Consider the following 21,980-nt stretch of genomic DNA (forward strand, 5'->3'; position numbering starts at 1 on the left):
ATGTAGAATTTACACAAGGAAACACATTAATACAATTGATAATTATTATCGTTTAGTTTCTAATAGGCATTAAATTTAGCGCAGAAATAGCCGGGAACCTGTCAGACCCGGGCCGACCATCCACCCCAACCACTTCAATGGAGGTATTCAACGATGAGTTTGGATAGTCCCGAAACCGTGTTCAGCGTTGTTGTCAACGACGAGGAGCAATACGCGATCTGGCCGGAATACAAGCCGGTACCGGGAGGCTGGCGCGAGGCAGGCAAGACCGGCAGCAAGGACGAATGCCTGGCTTTCATCAGGGACACCTGGACTGATATGCGTCCCAAGAGCCTGCGAGAGGCAATGACGGATATGTCATGACGGGGCTGGTGCCCCGCCGCGCCGGCTATTGCTGGTCGGCGCGCGACACCCAGTCCCGCTCGGCAATGTGGGACAACAGCAGTGAGGCGGTCCCCAGTAGTCCCCCCATGGAATCGCCATAGCGGCTGCGGTTGAAGTACAGGAACTGGCCGTGGCGAACGGCGAACAGGTTCTGCCACTGGGCGGACTCGCGAAAGCTGGCGGTCTGCTCGCGACTGCTGAGCATCGGTTCGTAGGTATCGATGATGAAATCGGCATCGAAATCGCCCACCCGCTCCAGGCTATAGGGCACATGGAAACGGGCGTCCTCGTAGGCGTCCGGGTGCCCCAGCCCCAGGTCACCGATCACCTCATCCATGCCGCCACGGCCAATCAGCTGAAAATTGTCCTCGTAGATCTCCAGGGTAGTGATGGTGATGTCCTGCGGCCGTTCCACCAGGCGTCTGAACTCGTCGACCAGCCACTGGTAGTGCTTGAGCATATCCTGGTAGCGGTCCTCGCGGCCGACCAGCTCGGCCAGTTGACCGGCGTAATCCTTGATACCCGTCTCCTGTACCGGCAGCAGGACAACCGGCGCGATCACCGACAGCATGGGTTTGAGATCCTCATGATAGGACAGGCCGAGAATCAGGTCGGGCTTGAGGGCGGCAATGGCCTCCACGTCGGGTGCCTTGTGACTGCCGACATACTGGATACCGGCCACGTCGAACCGGTGCTGAACACCGCGGAACAAAGGCTCTGAAGCCAGTTTCTTACGACCTGTGGAGCCACAGGGCCTGATCCCCAACTCCATGAGCTGCACGGTCAGGCTGAAATCGTGAAGCGAGACCACGCAACGGGGCTCGGCGGGTACTTCCACCTCCCCGAAACGATTCTTGAACACACGGGTATCTTCCGCCATGGCGGTACTTGTCGTCAGTATGACCAGTAACAAGGTCGAAAATACCTTCGGGAACATGGTTACGGTTCTCCTTCCCTTAGTTTGAAAAATCACGGCGGCGGGCCATCAGGATGATGAAATAGGGCGCGCCCACCAGTGCGATGACCAGGCCGGCGGGCAGTTGCAGGGGCGCAAACAGGGTGCGCCCCAGGGTATCACCCACCAGCACGAGGAGTGCGCCGCTCAGGGCAGCCAAAGGCAGCAGGATACCGTGCCGGTCGCCACAGCATTGCTTGGCCAGGTGGGGGCCGATCAGGCCGACGAATACCATGGTGCCTGCGGTGGCCACTGCGTTGGCGGTCAGCATCACACTGGCCAGCAGCAAACCGATCAGAGCCCGCCGCTGGGCCAGGCCCCGGCTGGTGGCCACCAGCGAACCCAACTGCAACACATTGAGCTGACGGAACGCCAGCATCACCGGCAGGCCAGCCACCAGGAACCAGAGCGCGAGGCTGCTGACATCCGCCCAACCGACATTGTGCAGGCTGCCCCCCAGCCACATCAGCGCGGATTCCACCCGGTCGATATCACCGTAAGTGATCAGCAGCTCCGCCACCGCCCCCAGCACCGAGGACATACCGATGCCCACCAGGATCAATCGCAATGGGGAGAAATCGTTCTTCCAGGACAACAGGACAATCATCGTGGCTACTACCAGCCCGCCCGCCATGGCGGTTAACGGCAGCAGGTATCCCGGCAGCAGGCCAGGAAACAGCACCAGGAACAGCAACAGGGTTACGCTGGCTCCGGATTCCACACCAATCAGGCCAGGCGACGCCAGCGCGTTGCGGGTCAATGACTGCAGGATAACCCCCGCCACCGACAGGGACGCCCCCACCAGCATGGCGGCAAAAATGCGCGGCAGGCGGAACTGCCACAGCACCTGCTGCGCCATGGCATCCTCGCCCAGCCCCCAGAAGCCGAGCCAGACCTGTTGCCAGGACAGCGGAAAGCTGCCCAGGCCCGCGGCAATCATGCCGCCAGCGGTAAGCCCGGCCAACAGTACCGTGACCCAGGCCAGGTCGATAGGACGAAAGCGAAAGGAGAGGTTGCCCAGCCGCACCATGGCAGGCGTGGTCCACTTCATTATTTCACCCTCCGGATGACCAGGGCGATAAATACCGGTCCACCGATCAGGGCAGTGACAATGCCGGTATTGATTTCATAGGGGCGGACCGCCACCCGGGCCAGCAAGTCTGCGGCCACCACCAACACGGCCCCGGTGACCACCGCATACCCCATCATCCAGCGGTAATCGGCACGAATCATCAGCCGCACCGCATGGGGTACCACCAGACCGACGAAACCGATAGGGCCGGCCAGGGCCACCACCGCGCCGGAAAGCAACACCACGGCCAGCAGCCCCACCACCTTGAGCCGCAGGATGTTGACGCCAAGTCCGGCGGCGGCCCTTGACCCCAGGCGATGGGCGTCAAGAGAGCGCACCAGGGACAGCGCCAGTACCAGGCCAATCACCAGGTAGGGCCAAACCTGCCACAGTTTTTCACCATCGCTGGCGCCGATGGCGCCGGTGAGCCAGTGGCGCAGCTTTTCCAGCCCCTGCTGATCCAGCAACAGCAGGGTGGCGGTCATCGCGCCAAATAATGCGGTTACCGCCGCTCCGGCCAGGGTGAGTCGCACCGGGTTATGGCCACGCCCCCCCAGTAAAACCACGATCACCGCCGCCACCACGGCGCCAAGGAACGCGTACCAGGGCACGTACATAAATGCCGTACCCGGCACCATCAGCAGGCCCGCCACCACGAAAAAGGCGGCGCCGGCATTGATGCCGAGGATACCGGGGTCGGCCAGGGGATTATCGGCCACCGACTGGATGATGACCCCGGCCACCGCCAGGGCGGCCCCCACCACCGCAGCCACCAATAGCCGTGGCAGACGACTGTCCCGTACCACCGCGTGATCCAGGTTGGCGGGATCGTAATGGAACAACGCCTGCCAGGTGGTACTCCAGGACAGCGCCTTGGCGCCCATGCCCAGGTGCAGGAACATCAGCACAACCAGCGCCAGCATCAGGAGCCCCAGTCCGGCCAGCAGACGAGCGCTGGCGGGGCTGTGCAGGTCCCGCCATGTCTCCTGCGCGGTCACTGACAGACCTCCGGCTGCGGGGCCTCGCGCCGGGCGGCGCCGGAGCGGGGCACGCACAGGGGGTTACCGGAATGCGGATCGCGGATGATGTGGGCGTCGAAGCCAAAGACCGCATCCAGGTTGGCGGACGTAAACACCGCCTCCGGCTCGCCCTCGGCATGGATGACACCGTCCCGCAGCATCACCAGGTGATCGGCATAACAGGCGGCCTGGTTCAGGTCGTGCAGTACCGCCACCACGGTTTTGCCCCGGGCGGCCAGATCCACGGCCAGTTCCAGCAGCTCCACCTGATGGGCGATATCGAGGTAGGTGGTGGGTTCGTCCAGCAGCAGTACCGGCGTGTCCTGGGCCAGGGTCATGGCGATCCAGCAACGCTGACGCTGGCCGCCGGACAGTTCGTTCAGCGGTCGGTCCAGCAGCGGTTCGATATGGGTCAGTGCCACGGCGTTATCGATGGCAATCTGGTCTTCGGGAGACCACTGCCGCCACCAGTTCTGCCAGGGGTAACGGCCCTGCATCACCAGTTCCCTGACCGACAGGCCCACCGGGGTTCCGGTCATCTGTGGCAGCAGGGCGATACGGCGGGCGATGTCCTGGCGGGACAGCCCGGCCAGCGGTTCATCCCCCAGTGAGACAGTGCCGCTCCCGGGCCTGATCAACTGCGCCAGTACATTCAGCAGGGTGGTCTTGCCACATCCATTGGCCCCCACCAGGGCGGTGAAGCGGCCAGCGGGTATCGAGAGATCAATGTCGTCAAGTACGCGCTGGGGCCCGAAGCGGACACTTATATTCTTCGCGTAAAGCAACGGAACCTCTCCATACGATTGATCCTTTTATAAAACACAGCGCCACCCGGAGGTGGCGCTGCTGGACACACTGGCCCGGCGGGATCAGAACTCCACGCGGGCACTGGCGTAGAAGGTTCTGGGCTCGCCAACGGTAACGCGGAAAGCGTTCTGGCTAGCCGGGTAGTATGTCTCGTCCGTCAGGTTCTTGAAACCGGCCTGCAGTTTAATCTGCGAACGACCGGAAACCGGCACATAGTACCATGCCGCCGCGTCGAAAACCGTATAGGACGGAACCTTCCAGGTGTTGGCGTCGTCGCCCTCACGGCTGCTGGTGTATACCGCGCCAGCGCCCAGACCCAGGCCATGCAGTGGCCCGCCAACGAATTCATAGGTACCCCACACACGTGCCGAATCGCTGGGTACGCCATAGGGCGTGTTACCCTCGTTATCCAATGATTCCTGGCCATCGTCGACGATCTCGGCATCGACGTGAGCGTAGCTGAAGATCACGTTCATGCCATCGGTCACCTGCACCGAACCTTCAAGCTCGATACCCTGGCTTTGCTCTTCACCGTTCAACCGCAGTTGCAGGTTGTCCGCCTTGGCGACGTTACGACGCTCCAGGTCGTACCAGGCCAGCGACAGCCGCAGGTGATCGTCGAAGAACTGGCTCTTTACGCCCACTTCGACCTGCTTGGCCAGCTCCGGATCCAGGGTTTCCGGGGACTCCACACCGGCAGTGATATCAGTATAGTTGGGCTGAAAGGATTCACTGTAGGAGCTGTACAGGGACAGATCAGGCATGACCTTGTACAGCAGGCCCACCTGGCCGCTGATGTTGTCGTTGTTGTCCGACACCCGGCGCTGCTCGGGGGTTGCGTTCTGTTGGTAGGCGAGGGGGCTCAACGCCGTCAGGAAAGCAGTCTGGTCGGCTTCGCGCTCGAAGTAGTCATAACGGAGACCGGTCAGCAGATTCAACTGATCCGTCAGCTCCGCCAGATTCTGGATGGACAGGCCGGTTTCCTTGGTGACCTCGTCGTTACGACTGACCGCCGTCTGAGCCTTCGGCTCGGCCAGCGCCGGCTGCTGGTCGGCAAAGACATCGATGGTATCGAAATCGAGGGTAAGTATCCCGGGCGTACCGGATTCGGTCAGGGCGAAGCCATCGGTGTGATCCACGCCACGACGGTAGAAGTTGGCGCCGACATAGAGGTGGTTATCGATGCCGGCCAGCTTGTAGGAACCGTCAAGACTGTTGGATACGAAGAAATCCCGCTCGGTGACGTCCATGTTGGAATCGTGGGGGCGCACCAGCAGGCCATTGGCTTCCTGTACCGCAACCAGAGTAAGGTTGGGATCAAGCCCCGCCGCAGGCCGCGCCTGGTAGTCATCGAATTCCTTGTGGAAGGTGCCAATCTTGAAACGATTGGTCCAGCCGTTACTGAAGAAGTGGTTGTAGTCCACCTGCGCCAGAAGGTCCTGACTGTCCCGGACGTCAAATCGGGTACCCAAACGACGATCCCGGGGAATATCGGCAATCTCGATGTCGCCGTTCGCGTCCTGGACGGCAACGGTGCCCCGGTCAATTGACTGCTCCTGATCGTTCAGGCTGAGCCGGAAGGTCACTTCGTCCTGATCTGTCGGCAGCCAGGTCAGCGAAGGCGAAACACTTAACCGATCAACGGAATCGTCGTACGTGCCTTCAGTGGTGGATACTTCGCGGAAACTGCTGGAATTTTCAACGGCAACAACGGTACGGTACAGCAGGTTGTCCGAGTTCAGCTTGCCGGTGCTGTCAAAAGTGACCTCCCGCTCGCCGTGCTGGCCCACGTCCAGCTGCAGCGAAGTGGCCTGCTGCGCCTGGGGCTTCTTGGTGACTACGTTAATGACACCCCCGGGGCTGACCTGGCCGTGAAGTATGGAGGCTGGTCCCTTGACTACCTCAACCTGCTCAATGTTGGAGACATCCACCCGATAGCGGGGACTGACCGGATTGCCATCGACAAACAGGTGGTTATTGCGGATACCACGGATCCGGAACTGGTCCTCGGTGCCGCCAAAACCGGGCTCCTGGCTGATACCCGCGACATTGCGCAACACCTCGGTCAGGGTCTTGGCGTTCTGGTCGAGTATCACCTGCTCCGGAATAATCTGTACCGATCGGGGCAGTTCATCGGTATCGGCCTTGAAACCGGTCACGGATGCGGTCTCGTCAAAAACATACTTGTTCATGTCGGTACCACGCACAACCAGCTCGTCAAGTTGCTGGTGCTCTTCGTTTTCCGTCTCTTCTTCGGCGAAGGCCAGGGAGGGAGCAGTCAACGCAAGACCGACACACAGTATCGCGCTGCTTGACCGCAAATACGGTCGAAGGCCGTCTTTATCATGGTACATTCCGCCTGACTCCTTAACATTTGGTTAACTTAGGCGCGAGATACTATCATTTGCCATATCTAATGAGAATACTTATCATTAATATATGCATCAGACAGACGCCCCAGCCCTCCCGGTTGCCTCACCAATAACCCTGTATTGCCTGCCCTGCGCCGGAGCTTCGTCCGCCATGTACCAACCGTGGCGACACAACCTGGCAGATCGGATTGAGCTGGTACCCCTGGAATTGCCAGGCCGGGGCGCCCGCTTCAATGAGCCCTTTGCGGAGACCCTGGTGGACCTGGCGGCAGCCCTCGCCGATCAGATCTGTCGCCGGGGCCGCGGTCGTTTCATGCTGCTGGGGCATAGCCTGGGGGCGCTGGTGGCATTTGAGATGGCACGGCACCTCGCAAGATGGGGCCAGCCATCGCCCCAGGCGTTGATCGTCTCGGCGCGGTGCGCGCCCTGCCAGCCGATTCCCCAGCGACAACTACACCTTGCCCCAACCTCACAGTTACACGAGTTCCTGCGGGAGCTGGGCGGCACGCCGGAGTCGGTCCTGCACTCACGGGAACTGATGGAGCTACTGCTGCCGATAGTCCGTGCCGATTTCCGGCTGTACGAAACTTACCGGTTCCTGCCCGGTACACCACTGACCTGCCCCATCCATGCCCTGGCCGGCGATCAGGATACCAGCACGACCTTGAGCGGTATGCGTGCCTGGCAACAGCACACGCTCGGCTCATTCGGTTTGCAGTTTTTCCCCGGCGGACACTTCTATCTGAACAACCAGCAGGCCCCGGTTGTCGACCATATCAACGGTCTTATGGGCGAGCTGTTGCTTACAGATGAAGGCTCTCGGTCCTGATCCGGTCCCGATCTTCGCCGCAAGGATGTGACGATGGTTTCCGGTATTGAAATCCTTGCTATCGACCTTATCTAACAGACGTCCGTCATTCGCGCGGAATTCCTCAACGAATCAACACATTATTTTATGGCACGGGCCCCCGATGCAGGGGGCCCGTGCGGTAGAACGATAGGGAGGTTCGACTATGGAAACTCGTACTGACGACTTTTATCCAACCCGCCTGGAGCGTCCGACACCAAGCTTTGAGCGGCTGGACCCGGTTATCCACAGCAGCGGTAACCAACGGCACGATGGCCCATTGACTGAAACCGACCTGGCCCGGTACGAGCGGGACGGTTTCCTGGTGTTCAATAATTTCCTCGATCCCGCCACGGTGGAAAAATTCCGTGAGGACCTGCGGGCCTATGAGGACGATGAAGCGGTGCTGCAGTCAGAAGGCACCATCACCGAACCGGGCAAGCAGGAGATCCGCTCCATCTTCGGTATTCATGAGCTTTCGGACCGGTTCGACAAGTTAACCCGGGATCCCAGGATTCTCGACATGGTGCACCAGCTGCTGTGCAGCGATGCCTACATTCACCAGTCGCGCATCAACTTCAAACCCGGGTTTCATGGTAAGGGGTTCGACTGGCATTCGGATTTCGAAACCTGGCACGCCGAGGACGGTATGCCCCGTATGCGGTCGGTCAGTTTCTCCATTGCCCTGACTGACAACACGCCCTTCAACGGCCCGCTGATGCTGGTACCGGGTTCCCACAAGACCTTTATCCCCTGCGTCGGGCGGACGCCCGAAGACAATTACCAGTCTTCCCTGAAAAAGCAGGAACTTGGCGTTCCCAGTGATCAGGATCTGGACCGCATGATCGACCAACATGGTATCAAGGCACCCACAGGCCCGGCTGGCTCATTGATCATTTTCGAGTGCAACACACTGCACGCCTCTAATGCCAACATGTCGCCCTGGCCCAGAAGCAACCTGTTCTTCGTTTACAACAGTGTGGAAAACCAGTTGGTGAACCCGTTTTGCGGCAACAAGCCCCGGCCGGATTTCCTCGGCAACCGGAGCCGTACCGAAGCACTGCAGCCGACAGGGGTTCCGGCTCTCGACCGCACCGGCTGAGCGCCCCGGACTGACGGGGGCGCTCATTCCCCCGTCAGCGCCTGATCATACCGGTCGACATCAAAGGCCGTACTTGGTCTCGATGGCTTCGTACATACCGGTTTCATGAACCTTCTTCAGCCCTGCGTTCAATTCCTCAACCACACTGTCCGGAGTGGCCGGGTTGATCGCCAGGTACAGCTCCGTGTCATTGAAGGAATAAACCGGCTGTAACCCCTCAACATCCTGCTGGGAAGCGAAGTAGGGCCCTGCCAGGCGGTCGGCAATCCACAGGTCGACCTGGCCCAGCTCCAGACGCTTGGGGTTGAGGTCGTCGCTGTCCAGCGCGGAGACCTTATAACCACGCTCCAGCAGGTACTCGGTCATCACGTCGTTACGATAGCCACCAAACAAAAGCCCCCGGGCATCTTCCAGCTTGTCGATCTGCAGGTCGGTGTTGGCTGGGGCGAACACCGTCCACAGGTTCTTGGTCAGCGGTCCGACCCATTTGAACATGGGGGCGCGGCTGTCGGTGTAGGTGGTGCAGAAGATACCGTGATTCTTCTTGTCTTTCGCGCGATTGTAGCCGTAGTCCCAGTTACGGAGCTTGATAATGTAATCCAGGCTGGTGTGGCTGAGAATGGCCTTGACCATTTCGGTGCACAGACCGTCGATGCTGTCACCGTTGTGCTCGAACGCCCGACCGGTGGCACTCATGTTGTAAGGCGGGAAATTCTCAGTGTAAAAATAGAGCTTTTCGGATGCACTGACCTGGGGAGCTGCAGCCAGCGCCAGAATCAGGGATAGGAATAAAGACAGTTTCCGCACAGCGTTCCTCCTTGCAATGGTGTACGCATCACAAGGTCTGTGATGCGCTCGTTATGCGGCGGAGGAGTTTACCTGATGATTTAACGGTGTTTTATACAATTACTGTTTGTTTTCGTAAGGGCGACATTTCTGTGGTTGCTATAGTTACTTCCCGATACAGAAACTGCTGAAGATTTTCCCCAGCAGATCATCGGGGGTCATCACCCCGGTAATTTCTCCCAGGGCATCCTGGGCGGCACGTAAATCTTCCGCCAATAGCTCACCGGCGCCAAAGCCGTCCAACTGACCCTGGCCCTGAAGCATGGACGTGCGGGCACGCTCCAGCGCATCCAGATGCCGGCGACGGGCCAGGAACCCGCCCTCGGTGGTGGCGGCAAACCCCATGCACTCCTTCAGGTGATCCCGCAGAATCTCCAATCCCTCCGCAGACTTGGCGGCCAGACGAATGACCGGGGCGTCCGGGTTATCCACAAGCCCGACGGTTTCCCCCGACAGGTCCACCTTGTTGCGGATCACCGTCACCGGCGCCGATGCCGGCAACTGATCGATAAAGTCCGGCCAGATCTCATGGGGAGTGGTTTCCGGCGTGGTGGTGGCATCCACCATCAACAGGATCCGGTCCGCCTGGCGGATTTCATCCCAGGCCCGGGCAATGCCGATCTGTTCGACTTCATCGGGGCTGTCCCGTAGCCCGGCGGTATCAATGATGTGTAACGGCATGCCATCGATGTGGATATGTTCCCGCAACACGTCCCGGGTGGTGCCTTCAATGGCGGTCACAATGGCCGCCTCACGGCCCGCAAGCGCGTTGAGCAGGCTCGACTTACCGGCGTTGGGCCGGCCGGCAATCACCACTTTCATGCCATCACGGAGGATCGTACCCTGTTCCGCCTCTGCCAGAATGCCATCCAGGTCGGTAATCAGCTCTTGCAGATCAGCGGCCACCTTGCCATCGGCAAGAAAGTCGATTTCTTCTTCCGGAAAATCGATAGCGGCTTCCACATAGATGCGTAAGTGCGTGACCGCATCCACCAGACTCTCGATACGACGGGAAAACACCCCCTGCATGGAGCGGACAGCACATCGCGCAGCCTGCTCCGAACTGCTTTCGATCAGATCGGCAATGGCTTCCGCCTGGGTGAGGTCCAGTTTGTCGTTGAGAAATGCCCGTTCGGAGAACTCGCCGGGCCGGGCGAGGCGAGCACCCAGTTCACAGACCTGGCGCAGCAGAAGATCCAGAATCACCGTGCCGCCGTGACCCTGGAGTTCAAAGACATCCTCGCCGGTGAAGGAGTTGGGATTGGGGAAGAACAGACCGATACCTTCATCGATCAACTGATCGCCCTGGTCGTAAAACGGTCCGTAATGGGCGTAGCGAGGCCGCGGTTCATACCCCAGCATGCGGCAGGCAATGTCCCGCGCGGCCGGGCCGGACACCCGGACAATACCGACACCGGCCTGACCGGGCGCGGTGGCAATGGCGGCGATGGTATCGGTGACGTATTGCATAATGCTTTCTATGGTCCTTTCCTGTGGTCCTGAACCAGAAGAGGCTCCACGAAGGAGCCTCTGTCAGGTTACGGTGTCAGACACGGGATCCGCAGATCAGTGTTTTCTTCCCGCAACTTCCGCTTCAATCTTCCGCGTAATGTACCACTGCTGGGAGATGGACAGAATATTGTTCACCAGCCAGTACAGTACCAGACCTGCCGGGAACCACAGGAAGAACACGGTGAAGATCAGCGGCATCATCTTCATGATCTTGGCCTGCATGGGATCCGGCGGCGTCGGGTTAAGGCTCATCTGCAGGAACATGCTGGCGCCCATCAGGATCGGCAGGATGAAGTAGGGGTCCATCACCGACAGGTCGTTTATCCACAGCATGAACGGTGCATGGCGCAGCTGTACGCTCTCGAACAGGACCCAGTACAGGGATATAAAGACCGGCATCTGCACCAGGATCGGCAGGCAGCCACCCAGCGGATTGATCTTTTCCCGCTTGTACAGCGCCATCATCTCCTGGGACATGCGTTGACGATCATCCCCGTACAGCTCTTTCAGACGGGTCAGCTGCGGCGCGACCGCCCGCATCCGCGCCATGGAACGGTAACTGGTGGCAGACAGGTGGAAAAATACTGCCTTGACCAACACTGTCAGCAGAATGATGGCCACACCCCAGTTGCCAACCAGGCCGTAGAACCATTCCAGCACGATAAACAGCGGCAGAGCGATGAAGAACAGGAAACCGAAATCGACGGTGCGATCCATGTTCGGCGCGACGCCTTCCAGCCGGTCAATGATCTTCGGGCCAATGTAGGCACGGGCGCCGATTTCAGCGGTTTCGCCCGGCGCTACCGTCGTGGCAGGGTAAACAAAGCCCATGACATGAAGCTGGCCACGCTGGGTGGTCTGGAACTGGGCCGGCTGATCCCGTTCCGGGACCCAGGCGGTCAGGAAATAATGCTGCAGGAAGGCCAGCCAGCCATTGGTTACTGACCGATTGATCGGATTTTCCGTCAGATCACCGAAATCATACTTTTCATAGGGATCTTCCGGAGTGCTCACCACCATGCCGAGGAAAGCCTTGATACCGAGGCTGTTCTGGGCGGTGGGATCCGGAGTCTGGTCACGGACAATCTTGCCGGTCAGGTTGGCTTTCCAGTCCTGGTTGGACTGGTTGTTGACCAGGTAGCGCATGCCGATCTCGTAGCTGTCACGGGCAAACTGGTATTGCTTGGTGATTTCAACGCCGGATTCCGTGGTAAACGTGAGATTAACAATCAGTTCATTGGCGTCTTCCGATAGCTCATAACTGGAGGTAGCGGATTCATAGACCGGAGGGTTGCCGTTACGGCTGCTGTCGATACCGTCGCGACCAATCAGGCCACTCTCAAGGACATACGTGCGGTTGCCCGAGTTGGTGAGAATCTTGAGGGATGCCTTGCTATCGAGGGATTTGTCGTAATCCAGCAGGGAACTTTCCACCAGGTTGCCGCCCACGGGATCAATCTTGAGTTCCAGCACATCGGTGCGAACGGTAATCAATTGGTCGCTGACTTCGCCGCTTCCTGCACCGTTGGTGCTGCTGACACTCTGGCTGTCGTCCTCGGGAGTGGCGAATTCACCATCACTCACGTTGCCAGACTCTTCCGGGAGCTTCAGGTTATCGGCGCTGCCGGTCTGTGCTGAAGAGGTGGTCTGCTGGGCAACCTGTTGCTGCTGCGGCTGGTGATAATCTTCATTCCAGGCAAGTACCATCAGGTAACTGACAATAGCGAGGCCGGCAAATAATACGATGCGTTGAATATCCATAAACTTACTGTTTGGTCTGGTTCGTGTTATGGGAATGGGTAGCCTGCCCACAGGACGTTAATCCCGGGGTTTCCCCGCAATGGTCGGTACCCGGTACCGGATCATACCCGCCTTCGGCCCATGGATGACACCTCAACAATCGTCCTACGGCAAAAAAAAGTCCTTTGAAAGCACCATGATGGGTGATGGCTTCAACGGCGTATTGCGAGCAGGTTGGATAATGCCGGCAGTGGCTGGCCATCAGGGGACTGATTGCATACTGGTAGAGGCGGATTGGCAGGAGCAGCAATTTGCGCATTAATCCGTTCCTTTACCGGTGGGAGAGGGATCCGGTGTCGACGATTGAATATGTCGATGTTTTCGTATCAGCCGTGACCAGAGGTCATTCAGCGTAGCAGTGACGATCTGGTTATCAAGCTGAGCCAGACCCTGCCTGCCAAGAACGATAATATCCAGGCCCGGTAGATCAGGCTGGAGCCTGAAGGTTTCCCGCACACGTCGTTTAATACGATTGCGCTGAACGGCAAGCTTCAGGTTTTTCTTGGAAAACACCAGACCGACCCTGGCGTGTCCCAACGAATTGGGAGTCGCCAGGATCAGAAAATTCCGGTGCGGAACTCTGATTCTTACGTCGTTGAAGACTTTGCCGTAATCGCCTGGTTTCAGTAACCGGTGGGATTTCGGGAAACTCAAAGCCTTCATGAGGCGGACGATGTCTTACGCAGACAGACGTGCGCGACCCTTCGCACGACGACGGGAAATCACTTTACGACCGTTGGCAGTGGCCATACGAGCACGGAAACCGTGAACGCGCTTACGCTTCAGTACGCTTGGTTGAAACGTTCTTTTCATGGTGATGATCTCACATTTCAGGTATTTGGAAATTCAATGGTTGGCTGGAAAATGAACAGCCAAAACAGGAGCGGCATTCTATGCAAACTGACGGACGAATTCAATGGCTAATGCAGGGGGAGGTGTGGAAAGTGCGGAGGAAGGGGTCACCTGGCCAATCACTAATAATATTAGTAGGTCTTTTTTAATCTTCTTAAGGATTAATTATTACTGTTATTACTGAGCGCCTTTTCTGTGGATAAGCGTATTTAGACCTTGAAATTCATGTCTTTAGGAGGTTTACAAAGAAGTTGACAAGGCGGCGTGAGATCTGTGCATAAGCGATGCAGGGATTGTGAGTAACTCCGGGGGGTGGTTAAAACCCGACTTATCCCTGCATTGGTCAAGAGGCTACGCACAGGGTTAAACGCAAGGTATACACACAGGGCTGTGGGTAACCGGAAGGTGTATTATTTTTCTGTACACAACCCTGTAGGTAAGTTTGTAAAAACTTGAAAATAAATAAAATAAATTTCCACAGGCTGTTCATGAACCGGTTTTTCCTCTTTTACTTGAGGGGCCCGCGAGGTAGAATTCCGGGTCATCTCTGGCATCGGGTTAAAGCAATCCGGTTTGAGAAAATTCTGAGGCATCGGAGGCAGGCTGTTGTGCCGAATACCATCTGGCATCAGTGTCTAGAAGTACTCCGGGACGAGTTTCCCGCCCAACAGTTCAATACCTGGCTGAGGCCCTTACAGTCTGACCACCGTGAAGGTCAGTTGATGCTGTTTGCGCCCAACCGGTTTGTTATGGACTGGGTGAACGAAAAATACCTCAGGCGTATAGAAGAAGTACTGAAGGATTTGAACGGGGGGCAGGCGCCCCGTGTGAACATGAAAGTCGGATCGGCGCCCAAGGCCGGAGATCTGGTGACACGTTCAGAGCCCGACAATCAGGCAGGTGGGGCTGCGCAGGAAGAAGCCGGCAGTTCGGTGACTGAAGAAGAGAAAGGCGTGGCGGCGACGGTCTCGTCTCCTTCCGTGAAACCCACCCATGACAGGGGGCGGCGTTCGGTTCAGGTAGAAGGCGATATCAAGCATCAGAGCTTCCTGAATGAGGGCTTTACCTTTGATACCTTTGTTGAGGGTAAATCCAACCAGTTGGCCAGGGCTGCGTCCATGCAGGTGGCGGAAAACCCTGGCGGCGCCTATAACCCATTGTTCCTGTATGGCGGTGTCGGTCTGGGTAAGACCCACCTGATGCATGCCATCGGCAATGACATCGTGCGGCGCAATCCCCGCGCCAAGGTGGCCTACCTGCGTTCCGAGCGGTTCGTGGCGGATATGGTCAAAGCGTTGCAGCTGAACGCCATCAATGAGTTCAAACGGTACTATCGCTCGGTGGATGCGTTGTTGATTGATGACATTCAGTTCTTCGCCCGCAAAGAGCGTTCCCAGGAAGAGTTTTTCCACACCTTCAATGCGTTGCTTGAGGGTGGGCAACAGGTCATCGTGACGTGCGACCGCTTCCCGAAAGAAATTGTGGATATGGAAGAGCGGCTCAAGTCGCGGTTCGGTTGGGGGCTGACGGTGATGGTGGAACCACCGGAACTGGAAACCCGGGTTGCGATCCTGATGAAAAAAGCCGAGCAGGCCAACGTCAAGCTGAGCAGCGAAGCGGCTTTTTTTATTGCCCAGAAAATCCGGTCGAATGTTCGGGAGCTAGAAGGAGCGCTTCGTTTGGTGATAGCGAATGCTCACTTCACCGGATCGGAAATTACCCCGCCGTTCATTCGTGAAAGCCTGAAAGATCTGCTGGCTCTGCATGAAAAGCAGGTCAGCATTGATAATATTCAGCGCACCGTAGCGGAGTATTACAAAATCAAGGTGGCGGATTTGCTGTCAAAACGGCGAACCCGGACGGTAACCCGTCCGCGGCAGGTGGCCATGTCATTATCCAAGGAATTGACCAACCACAGTCTGCCGGAGATCGGCGATGCCTTTGGGGGCCGTGATCACACCACCGTCCTGCACGCCTGCAAGAAAATCGTGGAACTGCAGGAGACGGATCCCAGTATCCGTGAGGATTATCAGAACTTTATGAGGCTGCTGACCACCTGATCACCGGGATGGTTGCGGACAAACATTCACCTTCCAATAAAAGACTGCTGAGTGCCATGAAACTGACGATCAGCCGAGAATCACTGCTTACCCCGCTGCAATCCATTGCCGGGGTGGTAGAGCGCAAACAGACCATGCCGGTGCTGTCCAATGTGTTGCTGGTGGCCGAGGACAATACCCTCACCATGACCGGCACCAACATGGAAGTGGAGTTGGTGGGCCGGATCACGCCGGTGCATGTGGATCAGCCCGGGAAGATCACGGTGCCGGCCCGCAAACTGGCGGATATCTGCCGGGCACTGGGTGATGAAGCGCCCATCGAACTGGCCCTGGAGGGCGACCGGTTGCACCTGCGTTGCGGGGCAAGTCATTTCACCTTGTCGACGTTGCCGGCCGAGCATTTCCCGAATGTTGAGGATGATGCCGAGAGCTTTCGTCTGGAGCTGCCCCAGAAGGAATTGGGACGTATGTTCGATGCCACGGCGTTTGCCATGGCCCAGCAGGACGTTCGCTACTACCTTAACGGGCTGCTGCTGGAAGTGGATCAGGGGCACGTGCGGACCGTGGCGACGGATGGCCACCGACTGGCAATGGCACACTTCGATCTGCCCACCGGCAGTGAACTCCGTCAGGTGATTGTGCCGCGTAAAGGTGTGCTGGAGTTGGCGCGTCTGCTGGATGACGTGGAGACGCCCGTTACCCTGGTGATCGGTGACAATCACCTGCGGGCGACCGTCGGAAGCTACACCTTTACGTCGAAACTGATCGAAGGCAAGTTCCCGGACTACAATCGCGTTGTTCCTCGCGGTGGCGATAAGATCGTCCTGGCCGATCGGTCGACACTGAAGAATACCCTGCAACGGGCGGGGATCCTGTCCCATGAGAATATTCGCGGTGTGCGATTGAACCTGGCGCCTAATGAGCTACAGGTATTCGCCAACAACCCGGACCAGGAACAGGCCGAAGACGCGCTGCCGGTGGAGTATCAGGGCGAATCACTGCAGATCGGCTTTAATGTAGGCTATCTGGTGGATGTGATGAACGCGCTGGATGAGGATCAGGTGAAGATTACCCTGTCCAACCCCAACAGCAGTGCGTTGATCGAAGCGCAGAACGATAATCGCTGCCTGTACGTGGTCATGCCCATGCGCCTGTGATGGTTGTTGAGCCGGGCCACAGGAAGGTGGCCCCGCGGCGGATGTCGGGGAACAGTTATACATCGGGTTCAGCTTAAGTCGAGGTGAAATAATGAAGGCAACGGTGACCAACAGTATCAAAGGCGCATTCCGGATCGGCCAGACGGTATCCGTGCTTGGCCGCACCGGTGTTAACTGGTTGCGGGGGGATCGGCCACCCACGCCACGGTTGTTGCGCCAGACCTTCGAATCCCTGGGTGCCACGTACATCAAGCTCGGGCAGTTCATAGCCAGTTCCCCCACGTTTTTCCCCAAGGAATATGTCGAGGAGTTCCAATACTGCCTCGATAAAACGCCGAACCTGCCTTTCAGTGTAATCCGGAAGATCATCCGGGAGGAGCTGGGGCGTCCCATCGATCAGGTGTTTGCCGAGATTGATCCGGTAGCCCTGGCGTCGGCGTCCATTGCCCAGGTTCATTCCGCCAGGCTGTTGACCGGGGAAGAGGTGGTTATCAAGGTGCAGAAGCCCGGGGTGGAAAACATTCTGCTGACGGATCTGAACTTCCTGTACCTGTCAGCGAAAATCCTGGAAACCCTGGCGCCGAAGCTGTCATGGACTTCGCTCTCGGGGATTGTGGAAGAAATCCAGCGCACCATGATGGAAGAGTGCGACTTCATCAAGGAAGCAAACAACCTGAAGGTATTCCGCGATTTCCTCCACACCACCCACAATGAAGACGCGGCAGTGCCATTGGTGTATGAACATTGCAGCACCCGCCGCATTCTTACCATGGAACGATTCCATGGCGTTCCGCTGACGGATCTCGAGAGCATCCGTGGTTATGCCCGTGATCCGGAGCGAACGCTGATCACCGCGATGAACACCTGGTTTTCCAGTCTGACCCAGTGCGAGTTTTTCCACGCCGATGTCCATGCGGGCAACCTGATGGTGTTGAAGGACGGCCGGGTCGGATTTATCGATTTTGGTATTGTTGGTCGTATTCGTCCCGATACCTGGCAAGCAGTCAGTGATTTCATCTCTGCTGTGATGGTCGGTAATTTTGACGGTATGGCTGATGCCATGATCCGGATCGGAATTACTCACGAGCGGGTGGAAGCCTCGGCCCTGGCCGGCGACCTGCGCAAACTCTACCAGCAGATGGACACCATGGTGCCGGACCATGTGCCCTACGAAGCGGATCAGGCCGAGGATGATGTAAACAACATCCTTATGGATATGGTGAAAATTGGTGAAAGCCACGGTCTGCATTTCCCCAGGGAATTTGCCCTGCTGCTGAAGCAGTTCCTCTATTTTGATCGTTATGTGCATATCCTGGCGCCGGAAATGGATGTGTTCATGGATGAGCGACTGAACATGCTCCACTGAGCGTATCTACAGCCCTGGCGGGAGGACGTGGTGTGCTGGCGAATGTGCCTTAATCCGTCGCCTTCCTGCCGAGGGTTTTGTACACTAAGGCAGCACTCGCAAAGCGCGGGCGCTGCCTTTTTTGTTTCTGATTCACTCTCCGGAAAATCCCTGACTTTATGGCGCTGGTCAAACTGCAAACGGAACACTTCCGGAACCTTTCCTCCGCGCCTGTGAATTTCTCTCCGTCTTTCAACCTGCTGTCTGGCGAGAATGGCAGTGGCAAAACCAGTGTACTGGAAGCCATTGGTTATCTGGGACTCGGGCGATCCTTTCGGGTCAGTCGCCACCAGGCCGTTGTACAACACGGACAACAACGCCTGACGGTATTTGGCGGTCTCGACCAGGGGCTGGATGAAGTAACACGTCAGAGTGCGGAACCCGGAGCGCTGATACATCGATTGGGGTTCGCCCGGGACATCAGTCAAAAAGAAACCACGTTACGGGTGGACGGCGAAGCGGTGAAGAACCTGTCTTCGCTGGCACGCCACCTTCCGGTATCGGTGATTGATCCAGGTGTATTCGATATTGTCGCGGGTGGTCCGGGAAAGCGTCGGCAATTTCTGGACTGGGCAGTGTTCCACGTGGAACCTTCTTTTGCTTCTGTGTGGCAACAGTGTCAAAGAGTGACGTCACAGCGGAATCAAACGCTGAGAAATGGTAGACTAGACGAAGCCTTGATCCGGGTCTGGGACAGTCAGTATACGCAGTTGGCCAATCGACTGACGGAAGCCAGACGCGCTGCTTTTGGCTTGTTTGAATCGGCATTTGAGCGTTTATTGGCAGAGGTTGATGCGCCCTGGGTCGAAGGCATGAAAATGGACTTTTACCCTGGCTGGGACATCAGCCAGTCCCTGTCCGATGTGCTTGCTGCTCATCGGGAGCAGGAGTTGCGGATGGGGCACACGTTGTATGGTCCCAATCGCGCAGATGTGAAGTTGCGGTTTCAGGGCCGGCCGGTTGCAGAGACCTTCTCCAGGGGGCAGCAGAAAACCCTTGTGATTCTGATGAAGATTGCTCAAGGCATGGTGCTGAGCAATCTTGGCAAGCAGGTTACGTTCTTGTTGGATGACATCAACGCCGAACTGGATGTCAGCCACCGGGCGATGCTTGCTCAAAAACTGTATGAATTGCGATGTCAGGTATTCATTACCTCCATCGAATCGCCCCGCCCTGATGAACTCTGGGGGGACGCAAAACCGGAATATCGGATGTTCCACGTGGAACATGGCAAATTGACGGAAGAATAAGATCTGGGTGGCGCAGCGTGGCGCTGGTAGGAATTGGAACCAGCCATACGGCAGACCCGGTAATCACCCATCAGGAGTACCTAATGAGCGAATCGAACTACAATTCCTCCAGTATCAAAGTCTTGAAAGGACTGGATGCGGTTCGGAAACGGCCCGGGATGTACATTGGCGACACCGACGATGGCACGGGTCTCCACCACATGGTGTTTGAGCTGGTGGATAACTCCATTGATGAGGCCCTGGCCGGTCATTGCTCCGAGATTGGCGTTATTATCCACCCGGACGAGTCCGTTACGGTCAAGGATAATGGCCGGGGGATTCCAACCGACCTGCACGAAGAGGAAGGGGTATCCGCAGCGGAAGTTATCATGACCGTGCTTCACGCCGGCGGTAAGTTTGATGATAACTCCTACAAGGTTTCCGGTGGTCTGCATGGCGTGGGCGTCTCTGTTGTAAACGCCCTCTCCTCTACCCTTACGCTGACCATCCGCAGGGAAGGCAAGGTATACGAACAGTCCTACAGCCATGGCGTACCGAATGCACCTCTGGGTGTGGTGGGCGACACCGATGCCAGTGGCACCAAGGTTCACTTCATTCCGTCTCCGGACACCTTTACCCATATTGAATTCCACTACGATATTCTGGCCAAACGGCTCCGTGAGCTGGCATTCCTTAACAGTGGTGTCCGTATTCGCCTTACTGACGAGCGTAGTGGCAAGGAAGAGGTCTTTGAATACGAAGGCGGGCTGCGGGCATTCGTAGAGCACCTGAATAGCACCAAGACGCCCATTAACCGGGTTTTCCACTTCAATAACGAGCGGGAAGACGGTATCGCGGTGGAAGTGGCCATGCAGTGGAACGATGCCTTCCAGGAAAACATCTACTGCTTCACCAACAACATCCCGCAGCGTGACGGTGGTACCCACCTGGCCGGCTTCCGTGCGGCCCTGACCCGTTCTCTCAATAACTACATTGAACATGAAGGCCTGGGCAAGAAAGCCAAAGTCAGTACTTCCGGTGACGACGCCCGTGAAGGTCTGACGGCAATCATCAGTGTGAAAGTGCCCGATCCGAAGTTCTCCTCCCAGACCAAGGACAAGCTGGTGTCGTCGGAAGTGAAAACGGCGGTGGAGCAGGAGTTGTATCAGTCTTTTGCCGACTTTCTGCAGGAGCAGCCCAACGAAGCCAAGCTCATCGTGAACAAGATGATCGAGGCTGCGCGGGCCCGTGAAGCGGCGCGTAAGGCCCGGGACATGACCCGTCGCAAAGGCGCCCTGGATATTGCCGGACTGCCAGGAAAACTGGCGGACTGCCAGGAAAAAGACCCTGCCCTGTCTGAACTGTTCATTGTGGAGGGTGACTCGGCCGGTGGTAGTGCCAAGCAGGGCCGCGCCCGCAAGACCCAGGCCATTCTTCCGCTGAAAGGTAAGATCCTCAACGTGGAAAAAGCCCGTTTCGACAAGATGCTGTCATCCGCGGAAGTGGGCACGCTGATCACGGCGCTGGGTTGTGGTATTGGTCGCGAGGAGTTCAATCCGGAAAAACTCCGTTATCACTCCATCATCATCATGACCGATGCGGACGTGGACGGTTCCCACATCCGAACCCTGCTGCTGACGTTCCTGTTCCGTCAGATGCGCGAAATCATCGAGCGTGGGCACGTGTTTATCGCGATGCCGCCGCTGTACAAGGTCAAGCGCGGCAAGCAGGAGCAGTACCTGAAGGACGAGAAGGCCAAGGTCTCCTACCTGACCCAGACGGCCCTGGAAGGCGCTCAGCTGTTCGTGAACCCGGAGGCACCGGCAATCAAGGATTCGGCACTGGAAACCATGGTGAAGGATTACCAGGCGGTGATGGCGATGATCGATCGACTGTCCCGCGCCTATCCAGCCAAAGTACTGGAGCAGATGCTGCAGAACGTGACCCTGAAGCCGGAAGACCTTAAAGAGGAAGAAGCGGTTGCACGTTGGGTCGCACGTCTGGGCGAGGGCCTGGATCTGGATACCCGTACCGGCACCAAGTACACGTTCTCGGTGGAAAAGGATTCCGAGCGCAACCTCTACCTACCCAAGGTAGTGATCTACGTGCACGGGATTCCCTACACCCACGTGTTCAACCATGAGTTCTTCGAATCCTCCTCCTACGCCGCCATTGCGCGAATGGGTGAAACCCTGGACGGAATGATTGAGGAAGGCGCCTACATTCAGCGCGGTGAGCGTAAGCAGACCGTGTTGTCCTTCGAAGGCGCCCTGGCCTGGTTGATGAAGGAAGCCCAGCGCGGCCTCAACATCCAGCGCTATAAGGGGTTGGGTGAAATGAATCCGGAGCAGCTGTGGGAAACCACCATGGATCCGGAAACCCGTCGCATGATGAAGGTCACCATCGAGGATGCCATTGCTGCAGACCAGATCTTCACCACGCTTATGGGGGATGACGTTGAACCGCGTCGTGCCTTTATCCAGACTAACGCTCTGGAAGTGACCAATCTGGACGTGTGATCACACCTGCGCCAGTGAAGTAATAAAAAAGGCGACCAAATG

Annotated in this window: 19 protein-coding genes; 8 read left to right on the forward strand and 11 right to left on the reverse strand. The window is 57.5% G+C overall.

Going from position 1 to position 21,980, the window contains the following annotated elements; genetic code table 11:
* Positions 1-153 precede the first annotated feature (153 nt).
* Complete coding sequence (locus tag ACJO3M_RS12160; protein ID WP_407001623.1) at positions 154-363, forward strand: MbtH family protein; 210 nt, start codon at positions 154-156, stop codon at positions 361-363.
* 25 nt (positions 364-388) lie between these two features.
* Here ACJO3M_RS12160 and ACJO3M_RS12165 read toward each other — a convergent pair whose 3' ends face one another.
* From ACJO3M_RS12165 to ACJO3M_RS12185, 5 genes are all read right to left on the reverse strand, one after another.
* Entirely contained in the window at positions 389-1,321 is a 933-nt protein-coding gene (locus ACJO3M_RS12165) for an ABC transporter substrate-binding protein (protein WP_407001624.1), read from the reverse strand.
* Positions 1,322-1,340: 19 nt separating this feature from the next.
* Positions 1,341-2,390: a FecCD family ABC transporter permease gene (locus ACJO3M_RS12170; RefSeq protein ID WP_407001625.1), complete on the reverse strand. Its 1,050-nt coding sequence runs from the start codon at positions 2,388-2,390 to the stop codon at positions 1,341-1,343.
* Complete coding sequence (locus tag ACJO3M_RS12175; RefSeq protein WP_407001626.1) at positions 2,390-3,409, reverse strand: FecCD family ABC transporter permease; 1,020 nt, start codon at positions 3,407-3,409, stop codon at positions 2,390-2,392. Before ACJO3M_RS12175 ends, ACJO3M_RS12170 begins: the two co-directional genes overlap by 1 nt.
* Entirely contained in the window at positions 3,406-4,215 is an 810-nt protein-coding gene (locus tag ACJO3M_RS12180) for an ABC transporter ATP-binding protein (RefSeq protein ID WP_407001627.1), read from the reverse strand. Before ACJO3M_RS12180 ends, ACJO3M_RS12175 begins: the two co-directional genes overlap by 4 nt.
* Positions 4,216-4,299: 84 nt before the next feature.
* Entirely contained in the window at positions 4,300-6,591 is a 2,292-nt protein-coding gene (locus ACJO3M_RS12185) for a TonB-dependent siderophore receptor (protein WP_407001628.1), read from the reverse strand.
* Between the two features lie 85 nt (positions 6,592-6,676).
* On the opposite strand from ACJO3M_RS12185, the gene ACJO3M_RS12190 reads away from it, so the two are divergent.
* Both ACJO3M_RS12190 and thpD read left to right on the forward strand, forming a co-directional pair.
* Positions 6,677-7,438, forward strand: a complete 762-nt coding sequence (locus tag ACJO3M_RS12190) for a thioesterase II family protein (protein WP_407001629.1) — start codon at positions 6,677-6,679, stop codon at positions 7,436-7,438.
* Positions 7,439-7,622: 184 nt separating this feature from the next.
* On the forward strand, positions 7,623-8,558 hold the full coding sequence (gene thpD / locus ACJO3M_RS12195; protein WP_407001630.1) for an ectoine hydroxylase: 936 nt from the start codon (positions 7,623-7,625) through the stop codon (positions 8,556-8,558).
* A gap of 60 nt (positions 8,559-8,618) precedes the next feature.
* Here the strand turns inward: thpD and ACJO3M_RS12200 are convergent, their stop codons facing one another.
* The 6 genes from ACJO3M_RS12200 to rpmH all read right to left on the reverse strand — a co-directional run bounded on the left by ACJO3M_RS12200 (position 8,619) and on the right by rpmH (position 13,529).
* Positions 8,619-9,365, reverse strand: coding sequence for a substrate-binding periplasmic protein (locus tag ACJO3M_RS12200; protein WP_407001631.1), 747 nt, complete (start codon positions 9,363-9,365; stop codon positions 8,619-8,621).
* A gap of 144 nt (positions 9,366-9,509) precedes the next feature.
* Positions 9,510-10,874, reverse strand: a complete 1,365-nt coding sequence (gene mnmE / locus ACJO3M_RS12205; protein ID WP_407001632.1) for a tRNA uridine-5-carboxymethylaminomethyl(34) synthesis GTPase MnmE — start codon at positions 10,872-10,874, stop codon at positions 9,510-9,512.
* Between the two features lie 96 nt (positions 10,875-10,970).
* On the reverse strand, positions 10,971-12,677 hold the full coding sequence (gene yidC, locus ACJO3M_RS12210; RefSeq protein ID WP_407001633.1) for a membrane protein insertase YidC: 1,707 nt from the start codon (positions 12,675-12,677) through the stop codon (positions 10,971-10,973).
* A 4-nt stretch (positions 12,678-12,681) separates the two neighbouring features.
* On the reverse strand, positions 12,682-12,975 hold the full coding sequence (gene yidD / locus ACJO3M_RS12215; RefSeq protein ID WP_406988777.1) for a membrane protein insertion efficiency factor YidD: 294 nt from the start codon (positions 12,973-12,975) through the stop codon (positions 12,682-12,684).
* Entirely contained in the window at positions 12,975-13,379 is a 405-nt protein-coding gene (gene rnpA, locus ACJO3M_RS12220) for a ribonuclease P protein component (protein WP_407001634.1), read from the reverse strand. The genes yidD and rnpA overlap by 1 nt, the downstream gene beginning before the upstream one ends.
* 15 nt (positions 13,380-13,394) lie before the next feature.
* Positions 13,395-13,529, reverse strand: a complete 135-nt coding sequence (gene rpmH, locus ACJO3M_RS12225) for a 50S ribosomal protein L34 (protein ID WP_008172542.1) — start codon at positions 13,527-13,529, stop codon at positions 13,395-13,397.
* A 647-nt stretch (positions 13,530-14,176) separates the two neighbouring features.
* On the opposite strand from rpmH, the gene dnaA reads away from it, so the two are divergent.
* The 5 genes from dnaA (at position 14,177) to gyrB (ending at position 21,938) form a co-directional block, all read left to right on the forward strand.
* Entirely contained in the window at positions 14,177-15,628 is a 1,452-nt protein-coding gene (dnaA, locus tag ACJO3M_RS12230; RefSeq protein WP_407001635.1) for a chromosomal replication initiator protein DnaA, read from the forward strand.
* Positions 15,629-15,684: 56 nt separating this feature from the next.
* Positions 15,685-16,785, forward strand: coding sequence for a DNA polymerase III subunit beta (gene dnaN / locus ACJO3M_RS12235; protein ID WP_407001636.1), 1,101 nt, complete (start codon positions 15,685-15,687; stop codon positions 16,783-16,785).
* A 91-nt stretch (positions 16,786-16,876) separates the two neighbouring features.
* Positions 16,877-18,151 carry an ABC1 kinase family protein gene (locus ACJO3M_RS12240; protein ID WP_407001637.1) on the forward strand — a complete coding sequence of 425 codons (1,275 nt, stop codon included), beginning with the start codon at positions 16,877-16,879 and terminating at the stop codon, positions 18,149-18,151.
* Between the two features lie 158 nt (positions 18,152-18,309).
* The gene (recF, locus tag ACJO3M_RS12245) at positions 18,310-19,440 is read left to right on the forward strand and encodes a DNA replication/repair protein RecF (RefSeq protein WP_407001638.1); all 1,131 of its coding nucleotides are present in this window, start codon (positions 18,310-18,312) and stop codon (positions 19,438-19,440) included.
* Positions 19,441-19,523: 83 nt separating this feature from the next.
* On the forward strand, positions 19,524-21,938 hold the full coding sequence (gene gyrB, locus ACJO3M_RS12250; protein ID WP_406988786.1) for a DNA topoisomerase (ATP-hydrolyzing) subunit B: 2,415 nt from the start codon (positions 19,524-19,526) through the stop codon (positions 21,936-21,938).
* The last annotated feature ends 42 nt before the right edge of the window (positions 21,939-21,980 follow it).

The sequence above is a fragment of the Marinobacter alkalisoli genome (assembly GCF_045449795.1).
GTDB lineage: Bacteria > Pseudomonadota > Gammaproteobacteria > Pseudomonadales > Oleiphilaceae > Marinobacter.